General features: G+C 45.7%; 8 protein-coding genes. 6 read left to right on the top strand and 2 right to left on the bottom strand.

What is annotated here, in order from left to right; translation table 11 throughout:
- Window positions 1-572 precede the first annotated feature (572 nt).
- Window positions 573-2330 (top strand): arginine--tRNA ligase, encoded by a 1758-nt coding sequence (gene argS, locus NDI48_31495; GenBank protein MEP0835695.1) that lies wholly within the window; start codon window positions 573-575, stop codon window positions 2328-2330.
- Between the two features lie 94 nt (window positions 2331-2424).
- Here argS and NDI48_31490 read toward each other — a convergent pair whose 3' ends face one another.
- Together NDI48_31490 and def are read right to left on the bottom strand one after the other, a co-directional pair.
- Window positions 2425-2904 (bottom strand): dual specificity protein phosphatase family protein, encoded by a 480-nt coding sequence (locus NDI48_31490; GenBank protein MEP0835694.1) that lies wholly within the window; start codon window positions 2902-2904, stop codon window positions 2425-2427.
- Window positions 2905-3044: 140 nt separating this feature from the next.
- Window positions 3045-3581: a peptide deformylase gene (gene def, locus NDI48_31485; protein MEP0835693.1), complete on the bottom strand. Its 537-nt coding sequence runs from the start codon at window positions 3579-3581 to the stop codon at window positions 3045-3047.
- Window positions 3582-3926: 345 nt separating this feature from the next.
- Between def and dnaA the strand changes: the two genes are divergently transcribed.
- The 5 genes from dnaA (at window position 3927) to NDI48_31460 (ending at window position 10621) form a co-directional block, all read left to right on the top strand.
- Complete coding sequence (gene dnaA / locus NDI48_31480; protein ID MEP0835692.1) at window positions 3927-5309, top strand: chromosomal replication initiator protein DnaA; 1383 nt, start codon at window positions 3927-3929, stop codon at window positions 5307-5309.
- A 446-nt stretch (window positions 5310-5755) separates the two neighbouring features.
- Window positions 5756-6988: a DNA polymerase III subunit beta gene (gene dnaN, locus NDI48_31475; protein MEP0835691.1), complete on the top strand. Its 1233-nt coding sequence runs from the start codon at window positions 5756-5758 to the stop codon at window positions 6986-6988.
- Window positions 6989-7316: 328 nt separating this feature from the next.
- A complete protein-coding gene (locus tag NDI48_31470; GenBank protein MEP0835690.1) occupies window positions 7317-9182 on the top strand; it encodes an AAA-like domain-containing protein in 1866 nt (621 codons plus the stop codon).
- Window positions 9183-9329: 147 nt separating this feature from the next.
- Window positions 9330-9779, top strand: coding sequence for a BlaI/MecI/CopY family transcriptional regulator (locus NDI48_31465; protein MEP0835689.1), 450 nt, complete (start codon window positions 9330-9332; stop codon window positions 9777-9779).
- The gene (locus tag NDI48_31460) at window positions 9779-10621 is read left to right on the top strand and encodes a M56 family metallopeptidase (protein MEP0835688.1); all 843 of its coding nucleotides are present in this window, start codon (window positions 9779-9781) and stop codon (window positions 10619-10621) included. The genes NDI48_31465 and NDI48_31460 overlap by 1 nt, the downstream gene beginning before the upstream one ends.
- Window positions 10622-10964 lie beyond the last annotated feature (343 nt).

Raw genomic sequence — 10964 nt, 5'->3', positions numbered from 1 at the left:
ATAGAAAGTTACTTTTGGCTCCGAAAACTTTTGATTTCCGGAATCCTCTTCTTTTTTTCAGCCTTGGGGGTTAACCCAAAACTTGATTGATTTCTGACGAGGATTGGTACTTAATTTTGGCTTTCAAACTATTGGTTTTTCTAGGTTCGGGCGCGGTCGGGGGCGTTGGCCTCTTTAGCGCGCATTTACCAATATATCGATAATCTCCCCTACCGTCAACCCCTTTTTTCCCTTTTCTTTTGGCCGACCCTCTACACCCCTTTCCCTTCCTTGCTCCCTCACCTTCTTCCTCTCTCTTCACCATCCTCATCTTTGAGGGTTTTTGTAGAGTGAGAGTATAGCTGGAGCCAAAAAACTCCTTCACTCTGGCCGCTGCTGCCCATTACAGCAAGAAGCTCAACCTTCTCAGGAAGATTTCACCGCGAAATGGAATTGGGATATTGAACAGCCAGGGTTTAGGGAAACACCAGAAATATTGCGTCAACTGGCTTAAAGCTCAAGTTATGTTAAGAATACGCTTTAACTCAACGGCTAGACAGCCCAGCTGTATTGAGAGTATTTTACTTTGCACTATGAACTCCCTAATTGAACAGCTAAGAAATAAATTTACTCAAGCCTTAACTACAGCTTTCGGGACAGCGGTGGACGGCATAGATCCGATAGTCGTACCTGCCAGCAATCCTCAGTTTGGTGACTATCAATCTAATATTGCCTTGTCCTTGAGTAAGCCACTGAGACAACCACCTCGGGCAATAGCTGAGCAAATTGTTCAGCATTTAGATGTTTCCGGCATTTGTCAGACACCCGCTATTGCAGGCCCTGGCTTTATCAACTTGACATTAGAGCCAGCCTATCTGGAAGCGCAACTGAGTGTTATTCAAATAGATCCACGCTTAGGTGTTGAATCAGTCAAGACACCTCAACGCGTCATTGTTGATTTCTCTTCCCCCAACATTGCCAAAGAGATGCATGTTGGACACTTACGCTCGACAATTATTGGGGATTCTCTGGCACGAATCTTAGAATTCCAGGGTCATGATGTCCTGCGATTGAATCATGTGGGCGATTGGGGGACACAATTTGGGATGTTAATCGCCTATCTGCGGGAGACTTACCCAAGTGCCTTAACGACATCCAACGCTTTGGATTTGGGAGACTTAGTTGCATTCTATCGGAAAGCCAAGCAACGATTTGATGGTGATGAGGAATTTCAAGAAACCGCTCGCAAAGAAGTGGTGAACCTGCAATCAGGCGCAGAAGATAGCCGACAAGCTTGGCAGTTGCTATGTGAACAATCGCGGCGTGAGTTTGAAGTTATCTATGATCTGCTAGATATCCATCTAACAGAACGGGGAGAGTCATTCTATAATCCATTGTTGCCCGATGTAGTGAAAGACCTTGAAGAGTTGGGTTTGTTAGTGGAAGACACGGGTGCCCAGTGTGTTTTCCTTGAAGGGTTTACCAATAAAGAGGGTCAACCTCTGCCTTTGATTGTGCAAAAGTCGGATGGTGGCTACAACTACGCCACAACTGATTTGGCAGCAATACGTTACCGGATTGAGCAAGATAGAGCGGCTCGGATTATTTACGTTACCGATGCGGGACAGGCTAATCATTTTGCTCAGGTTTTTCAAGTGGCTCGTCGGGCGGGTTGGTTAACTGATGAAGTGCAGATGGTACATGTTCCCTTTGGACTAGTGCAGGGTGAAGATGGTAAAAAGCTGAAAACCCGTTCTGGGGAAACCGTAAGATTGCGAGATTTACTAGATGAAGCGATCGCACGCGCCCGTGCTGATCTCGACGCCCGACTGAAAGATGAAGGGCGCGAAGAAACAGAGGAATTCAAAACGAATGTTGCTCAGGTTATTGGTCTTAGCGCAGTTAAGTATGCTGACTTAAGTCAAAATCGCAACAGCAACTACATCTTTAGTTTTAATAAGATGCTATCTCTGCAAGGTAACACAGCACCTTACCTGCTGTATGCCTATGCCCGAATTCAGAGCATTAGCCGCAAAGGTAATATTAATTTTGACGAGCTGGGAGACAATGCCAAAGTGCTGTTGCAAGAAGAGGCAGAGTTGGTATTAGGGAAGCATTTATTGCAATTGAGTGAGGTTCTCCGAGAGCTTGAACGAGATTTACTGCCCAATCGCCTGTGTCAATATTTGTATGAACTGAGCCAAAAGTTTAACCAGTTTTTTGAACAATGTCCTGTACTTTGGTCAGAAGAACCTGTGCGAACCTCTCGTTTGGTTTTATGTAATTTGACAGCCCAAACTCTGAAGCTAGGATTATCCTTATTAGGAATTGGAGTACTGGAGAGGATGTAGGGATTAGTCCCTACTATTAGCTTCCATTTTTAATCCTTACGGTATGATTTATCGCCCTGGCTGTTCAGGGCGATAGCAGCGCTCAACGACTCACTCACGGAATTTGGGGTAGCCGTTTAACCGTTGCACTCTGCTCAAGAATAAGCTTCACAATATTTTTGTACGGTACTTCTTCACTGTAGTATTCACAAAGCGACTTCCACAGTTCCAAATGAGGTCTTGCTTGGGGATGTTCAGATTGAATTTGCTGAAATGCATCAATTAGGGTCAGGTTTTCTTCTTCCTTCAAGGCCGCGATCGCAAACGAAACACCTCGACTAATACCTGCCCCACAAGCAATCAGTATATTCTTACCCCTTGCTTTTTCCAGCCGCACAAACTCGATACCCTCTCTCAGCTTGTCAAAAGATATTGACTCACCATCCTCAACAGGAATATAGAGCGACGAGATGTCCGGATGCTGAACTTTCTCAGCGAGTTGCAGCATGGCACGGATATTACTGCGGTAGAGCATGTTGTAATCGAGCGTTTCTCTAAATTTGCCGATGTACAACCACGGTCGAATCGGATACATATTACAAAGACTGTTAAGTGCATCCCTGATGAAGGGAACGACATAGATAAAAAAACATTAGACAGAAATTCCCCGCAAAGACGATGCTTTTGAATCTACATTCTAACTTTGTTGCTCTTATAAATGTCTAGCCTCTGATGTCAGCCCAGCTTAGAAACAATTCGCTGCTGATATTCCTGTTCAGTCATGAGGTCTTGGGTACTCTCTACCCGATCTAAAAAGACTATGCCATCTAGATGGTCATATTCGTGCTGAAATATCCGAGCCACAAAATCACTGAACACTTGTCGATGCATTTTGCCGTTTCGACTGGTATATTCCACCTCAATCGCCTGATATCGGGGAACCAATCCTCGAATACCAGGTACACTGAGACAGCCCTCCCAGCTTTTGACAATTTCAGTAGAGTGAGCAATGATTTGCGGATTAATCATCGCCGTTGGTTCCATTTGTGGTGCATTGGGATACCTGGGATTGGGACGAGACGCCACGATAAATAAACGACACGATTGCGATACCTGAGGTGCCGCAATCCCAACGCCATTAGCTCCTACCGCTGTGGCGATGAGATCATCAATCAACTGTTGCAGGCGCTTGTCTGGAATATTATCTACAAACTGGGCTTGTTGCCGCAGCACTGGATTACCTAACTGGGCGACTTGTAGTGATTCAGCCATTTGTCAAGAAACTAGAGAAAAAACTAGCGGTATATATAGATATCAGTGATCGAATGGTATGGCTTGCTGTATTAACCTTGAACCGTAGGACGCCGTCTACAATAAACGTACTGATTCTAAAAAGCCAGATAGATGATTGACCAGTGCCGAAAGCCCGGTTAGTCATCGGCTCAGGGATAACACTATTGTGCCAAAGTAGCTGCTGTCTCGCTTGAATTGGCGAGGGGCATGAGGCAGATAGTTGTACTCAAAGACGCCCGTACTGCGAAGCTGATTGAGTCAAGTGTACAATCAGCGCTCTTTCCTATAGAACACCATGCCACCCCTTACCCTAGAGGAGAGCTCGTGGAAACTTCCCCAGAACAGTTATGGAGTCAGGTATTAGAGCGTTTACAGCTACAGTTAAGCCGACCCACGTTTGAAACCTGGATTAAGACAGCCAGCGCCGAGCAACTGACGAATAACTGCTTGGTGTTGCGTACTCCCAACCCTTTTGCTAGAAACTGGTTGCAAAAATACTACATCAAGACGATCGCAGATGTGGTGCAGGATATTTTAGGCCAGTCGGTGGAGATTCAACTGTTGGTGACTTCTGGGGATGATCACTCTCCTATTAGCGATGCCGAAGTTTCCTGGCCTCTTCCTATCGGTAGCAGTGTTTCAGAAGGTACGTCGAACTCTCCACCGAGATTGCCAAAATTAAATCATAAGTATGTTTTTTCTCGTTTTGTTGTTGGTTCTAATAATCGCATGGCTCATGCAGCATCGTTGGCGGTCGCAGAATCTCCAGGACGTGAGTTTAATCCTCTGTTTTTATGTGGGGGTGTCGGCTTAGGCAAAACCCATTTGATGCAAGCCATTGGTCACTTCCGTTTGGATAAGTGCCCGGAGTCTAAAATCTTTTATGTCTCTACTGAGCAGTTTACAAATGACTTAATTGCGGCGATTCGCAAAGATAGTATGCAGAGTTTCCGCGAACATTATCGGACAGCCGATGTCCTTCTGGTCGATGACATTCAATTTATTGAGGGCAAGGAGTATACTCAGGAGGAGTTTTTTTATACATTCAATACCTTGCATGAAGCGGGAAAGCAAGTTGTCTTGGCGTCAGACCGTCCTCCGAATCAAATTCCCCGCTTGCAGGAACGCCTATGCTCCCGCTTTTCGATGGGTTTAATTGCTGATATTCAAGCCCCGGACTTGGAAACGCGAATGGCTATTTTGCAAAAAAAGGCTGAGGACGAAAATATTCGTCTGCCGCGATCGGTAATTGAATATATTGCCACTCACTACACTTCCAATATTCGGGAATTAGAGGGAGCGTTGATTCGAGCTGTGGCTTATGTTTCAATTTCGGGTTTACCGATGACTGTGGAGAATATTACACCAATTTTGAACCCACCCCTGCCCAGGGTCAAAGCTTCTCCCGACACTATTTTGATGACAGTGGCAGATGCCTTCAATGTTTCAATCGAAGATTTGAAGGGTAATTCCCGCCGTCGAGAAATTAGTTGGTCTAGGCAAATTGCTATGTATTTAATGCGGCAATATACGGATTTGAGTTTACCCAGGATTGGTGAGGAGTTTGGCGGCAAAGACCATACGACTGTGTTATATAGTTGTGATAAAATAGGCAACCTGCGAGAGAGCGATACAACAGTGGATCAGACCTTGCGTCAGTTAAGCGATCGCATCAACCTGACCAGCCAAACCCAAAACCAAGGTTGAACCTTTTTAACCGTAATCAAGGCAACAGCGGCACATTAATATTTCTTAATCAATTTTATTGTCCCTTTTCAGACCCTTAGCCTTTATACTCAAATGCTCGGAGAGAAGTCGTGGCAAATCTCTGACTAAGTATAAATACTTGGTGGAAAATTCAGGTCGTTTTTCCACAGTTTTTCCACAATCCGGAAATCTACAAACGATTGATTCCCAATGAGGTTGTATGGTTTTTCCACATTTTCCACAGCCTTGAGGATGAAGCAGACGCAGGACAAAAATGTGAATAAAGAGGAAAGCTAGACGTTGACCAGAATCAAGCACAGAATTATCCTGGGTATTGCTCTTGGAGATTCACGCTCAGCGATGAAACCTCTGGTTCAGTGCCACGAGTAGCCCTGTAATCGTAGTAGATATTTGAACAACAATCTGAGCGACACATTGTAATTTTTATGAAACTAATTTGTACTCAAAGTGACCTCAACACCAACCTCTCACTGGTGATACGGGCGGTTCCGTCTCGTCCGACTCATCCGGTGTTAGGTAATGTTTTATTGACAGGGAATCCAGACACTCAACAGGTACGCCTCACCGCCTTTGATCTTAGCCTTGGCATTCAAACCAGCTTTGCGGCGAACGTCCTGCAAGGTGGAGAAATTGCCATACCTGCAAAACTTCTCAACGATATTGTTTCACGTCTACCCGATGGGGAAATTACGCTAGAGGACGAAGTCGGGAAAACTGTCAACGAGACAGAGACTGACCGACGGATTGTCACCTTAACTTCGGCTTCAGGGCGTTACCAAGTCCGAGGAATGAGTTCTGAGGAGTTTCCCGAACTGCCCCAGATTGCAGGAGCTGCCGTCTCCCTCCCTGTAGAAGCCTTGGTTGATGGATTGCGGGGTTCTCTGTTTGCCACAAGTTCTGACGAAACCAAGCAAGTGCTAACAGGGGTTCACTTCACCATGCAGCAAGATAGTTTGGAATTTGCGGCGACTGACGGTCACAGATTAGCGGTGGTGAAAACGACAAATCAAGCTGTTGCCGATAGCGATAAATCAGCCGCAGAGGAGTCAGGTGCAAAAGAATCCAAAGCATCCGAGAACAGTCACGCACCCGTTAGTGAGGCTTCTGGGCTAGAGCTGACTGTACCCGCTAGAGCCTTACGGGAGTTGGAACGAATGTTCGCCCCGTACCAACCAACTGATACCGTTGCCCTTTACCTTGAGCAGGGTCAGATTATTTTTCAAGGAGCAAATCAGCGTTTAACCAGCCGCACCCTAGAAGGACAGTATCCACCTTACCATCAACTCATTCCACGTCAGTTTCAGCGTCAGCTAACGATTGATCGACGCCAATTACTCAGTTCAGTAGAGCGAATTGCGGTGTTGGCTGACCAAAAGAATAATGTTGTCAAATTCAGCATCGACAGTATTAACCAACAGCTTTCTCTATCTGTAGAAGCCCAAGATGTGGGTAGTGGGCAGGAATCGATGTCAGCTCAAGTTACGGGTGAAAGCATCGATATTGCCTTCAATGTCAAGTATTTGATTGATGGATTAAAAGCTCTTTCAACCTCTGATATTCAAATACAAATGAATGCCGCTAATAGTCCTGTCATTTTGACACCTCTAGGGGGACGCAAGATGATTTATTTGGTGATGCCGGTGCAGCTTCGGAATTAGACTTTCGAGTGTAACTGTAACTAATATCATTGGAGCTAGAAGTGGAACCCGTTGGCTTCTAGCCATCTTAAATATAACAGTTACCAGTTGTGTGCTGTCTCCCTACTGTGTGTAACACACAACTGTGAACTGCTATAAAATATGAAATTTTATCTTCTATTCTCAGAGTCTTTGTGGGACGCTGCGGTAAGCCGCTACGCGCCTATGTTACTATTTATAAATTAAATGGGAGTGCTATAATTCTGGCTTCAACAGCGGTATTTTGGGGTTCAACTTCCAAAGCGAAGCATAGCTATCATTATCTCTTGCTCAATCTTAATATTTAACTATGAATAGCGATAAGGCTGATGCAGATAAGGGGCATATTTTAATTGTCGATGATACCCCAGAAAATCTGCAAGTCTTATCAAATACACTATCTAAGCAAGGATATAAAGTCCGGTGTGTCGTTACAGGAAAAATGGGCATTCGAGCCGCACGTTCGGCTTCACCCGATTTAATTCTACTCGATATCCGCATACCTGATATGAACGGATATGAAGTTTGTGAACAGCTCAAGAGTGACCCACAAACGTCCGAGATTCCGGTCATTTTTCTGAGCGCTTTAGATGAAGCATTGAACAAGGTAAGAGCCTTTACCGTCGGGGGAGCAGACTACATTACTAAACCCTTTCAGGTTGAAGAGGTTTTGGCACGGGTTGAACATCAACTCACTATCCGCAAGCTCACCAAGCAACTTCAAGCACAGAATGAACAACTACAACAAGAGATTGAAACTCGTAAGCAATCCGAGACTCGATTACAGCAAGAAGTAGCCGAACGCCAGCGAACTCAACAGGCTCTACGCCAAGCCTGTGATGCCCTAGAAGCCAAAATTGAACAGCAGCTAGCCGAGCGCGAGAAACTGCTTGTGCTGTTGAATTCTCTGCAAAATCCCTCTTACGCCTATCAAGTTGGAGGTTCCCTGCCTGCTAGTGCCCCCAGCTATGTCAAACGTCAGGCGGATGGGGAATTATATCAAGCCCTCTTGCAAGGCGAATTTTGCTATGTACTGACTTCTCGACAAATGGGCAAATCGAGTCTGCGGATACGAACCATGCATCGTTTACAAGCAGCTGGTGTCTGTTGTGGCTCAATTGACCTAACCGCGATTGGTACGCAACAAGTTACTCCAGAACAATGGTATGCCTCGGTTGTGGGCTACTTAGTCAATAGTTTCCAACTCAAATTTAATTTACGTGCTTGGTGGCGCGGTAACGACAGCGTCCTTCGCGCTGAACTATCACCTATAAGTCGCCTAAGTGAATTTTTGGAACAGGTGCTGCTTGTCGAAATTCAGCAAAATATCGTTATTTTTATGGATGAAATTGACAGCGTCCTCGGTCTTGAATTCCCAATTGAAGATTTTTTTGGATTGATTCGGGTCTGCTACAACAGACGTGCTGAAAATCCCGCCTATAAACGCCTTACCTTTGCGATGTTTGGCGTTGCCATGCCCATGGCTTTAATGACGGACACCAACCGCACGCCGTTTAATATTGGACGTGCTATTCAGCTTGTTGGATTTGCCCCCCATGAAGTAACATCTCTCGTGTCAGGATTAGCTGGAATTGTTAAGCATCCTGACACTGTTTTACAGCAAATATTGTATTGGACAGGAGGTCAGCCATTCCTCACACAAAAGCTTTGTCATCTTGTGCGAATGGCGAGCCACAAACAAGGGGAGAAAAAGCATAATTCGGCAAGCTCTTTGACCTCGTCGTCTCTCCCCCTGTGTGCATCTTCTTCCCCTAGTGACGAGAGCCGTTGGGTGGATCAATTAGTACACACTTGTATCATCGAAAATTGGGAAGCCCAAGATGAACCAGAGCATCTTAAGACTATTCGCGATCGCCTTTGCCGCTCCCCTTCGCGCAATCGGCTTGGAAAAAATGAACAACGCGTCGGACATATTCTTGGGATTTATCAGCAAATTTTACAGAATCAGAACGTATTAAGCGATGACTCCCCAGAGCAAGTTGAATTACTCCTGTCCGGATTGTTGGTGAAATGTGACGGCACACTTAAAGTGCATAACCGAATTTACCAAGCTGTTTTTAGTCTGGAATGGGTGAACAGGCAGTTAGAAAAATTGCCATCCTATACTCCGATGTTTTCGCCTTGGCTTTCCTCGATTCCGTTGTTCGGAGTATAGCTTTCAGCCCGGATCATTAGTTTATTGCCTCAGCCAGTGCCAATACAACGATGCTTGGATGTGGGAATATCAAAAGATGAGTAGTTAGTTCGCAGGATTGAAAGCTGCTTAAGCTGCCTACTTCATACTTCACACTTCATACTTTTCATGACTTCTGTACCCAATCACCGTCCCAAAAACCTCTCCCTGGGTCCTTTGGAAACAGAGATTCTCAATCTCGTTTGGGAACTGGGTTCTGCCACTGTTAAGGATGTGCATGAACGCATTTTGGCTGACCCTGATCGGGAGTTAGCTTACACTTCGGTGACTACCGTCCTGCGTCGCCTGACTGAAAAAGGTTGGCTGAGTTGCGATCGTCCTTTAGACGCTGCCAGAGGCGATCGCCAAGGGCGTGCTTTTCGCTGGACACCCTTAGTATCTCGCGCAGAGGCGCAGGTACTCCAATCTCATGACCAACTGAATCGATTTTTGGCTGTTAGTAACCCGGATATTGTTGCGGCTTTTGCGGATCGCTTGGACACTGCCAGTTTAGAGCAAATTGAGGCGATCGCACTTCGGATTCAAGCCGCACGTCGAGCTAGAGAGGAGCAGGAGTGATGCATCTAATCATGATTGTCGCCGTCTTGAGCCTAGCTTGGTGGCTGCGATACCGTTACTCTAAACCCACAGGCAACTGGACTCAGCGCTGGCAAAAAAGTCTATTATTATTTCTCTTACCCCCCTTATTGCTGTTAATGACAGCGATCGCGGTGCTGTTGATGGGGCCACAAGGACAAATGGTTGGCCTGCACACAGACGGGTTTAGTTACTCTCTAGTCCTATGCTGTGTCGGTTTAGCGGTTGGTTTGGGTGTAAACTTAGCGACTCAGGGGTGGCAGTCGCTCAGAAAGATTCGCACTTACCCGCAAATTAACCTGGACGGAAAACCCGCTCGCCTTCTCGATCACCTGACTTTATTTAGTGCTCAGATTGGCTTTTGGCAGCCGGAACTGGTGGTGAGTCAAGGACTGCTCAAGAAGCTAACACATGAGCATCTTCAAGCCGTTTTAACCCACGAACAAGCCCATTACTACTATCGGGATACGTTCTGGTTCTTCTGGCTGGGTTGGCTACGCCAGATAACGGCATGGTTACCGAATACAGAAGCCTTGTGGCAAGAACTCCTGTTATTGCGGGAACTTCGTGCGGATCACTGGGCGCGTCAACGTGTGGATAGCTTATTGTTAGCCGAAGCGCTACTCATGGTGGTTAGTACTCCCATGATGGCATCGGAAAATTTTTGCGCTGCCTTTAGCCGTCCTACCCCCCCAAATCGCTTACAGGAGAGGATCGAGGCGCTTTTAGGAGAGAGCGAATCTCCGACTCCTTCACGTTCTTGGACTTGGAGTTGGGTGCTTTTAACCCTGCTGCCTCTGATTGCTGTGCCCTTTCATAGCTAAAGAGTGTGATGGCTTCAGGGACACCAGCGGAGTGCATCTACTCATGTCTGGTTAATTAGCTTTAATAAAATCCTGTTCAGCAATGGGAGAAAAATCCTCGTTATGTGACCCATTGCTGAATTTGACCATGACTATTTGCATAGTCTGACCATGACTAACTGCATAACCGTACCCTAGTATTAATCTATCTATTGGCTGGTATTAAGGGCGAATAGTTTAAATATTATTAAAATTAAGTAGACGTAATAGTCTATAGGAAGAGCAACTTGCCATCTCTTTTGGAGTTGTTAGTAGGCTCATGTAGCAAACCATGAACTCTAGCCTTCCATAAGGGAATGAATAT

The sequence above is a fragment of the Microcoleus sp. AS-A8 genome, from assembly GCA_039962225.1.
Taxonomy (GTDB): domain Bacteria; phylum Cyanobacteriota; class Cyanobacteriia; order Cyanobacteriales; family Coleofasciculaceae; genus Allocoleopsis.
Note: the sequence above shows the minus strand (reverse complement) of the source record. Positions and strands in the feature narration are given on the sequence as shown.

Bases quoted from the DNA above. Each gene is read 5' to 3' on its own strand.
- argS (MEP0835695.1), top strand. From the start codon at position 573: ATGAACTCCCTAATTGAACAGCTAAGAAATAAATTTACTCAAGCCTTA.
- NDI48_31490 (MEP0835694.1), bottom strand. From the start codon at position 2,904: ATGTATCCGATTCGACCGTGGTTGTACATCGGCAAATTTAGAGAAACG.
- def (MEP0835693.1), bottom strand. From the start codon at position 3,581: ATGGCTGAATCACTACAAGTCGCCCAGTTAGGTAATCCAGTGCTGCGG.
- dnaN (MEP0835691.1), top strand. From the start codon at position 5,756: ATGAAACTAATTTGTACTCAAAGTGACCTCAACACCAACCTCTCACTG.
- NDI48_31470 (MEP0835690.1), top strand. From the start codon at position 7,317: ATGAATAGCGATAAGGCTGATGCAGATAAGGGGCATATTTTAATTGTC.
- NDI48_31465 (MEP0835689.1), top strand. From the start codon at position 9,330: ATGACTTCTGTACCCAATCACCGTCCCAAAAACCTCTCCCTGGGTCCT.
- NDI48_31460 (MEP0835688.1), top strand. From the start codon at position 9,779: ATGCATCTAATCATGATTGTCGCCGTCTTGAGCCTAGCTTGGTGGCTG.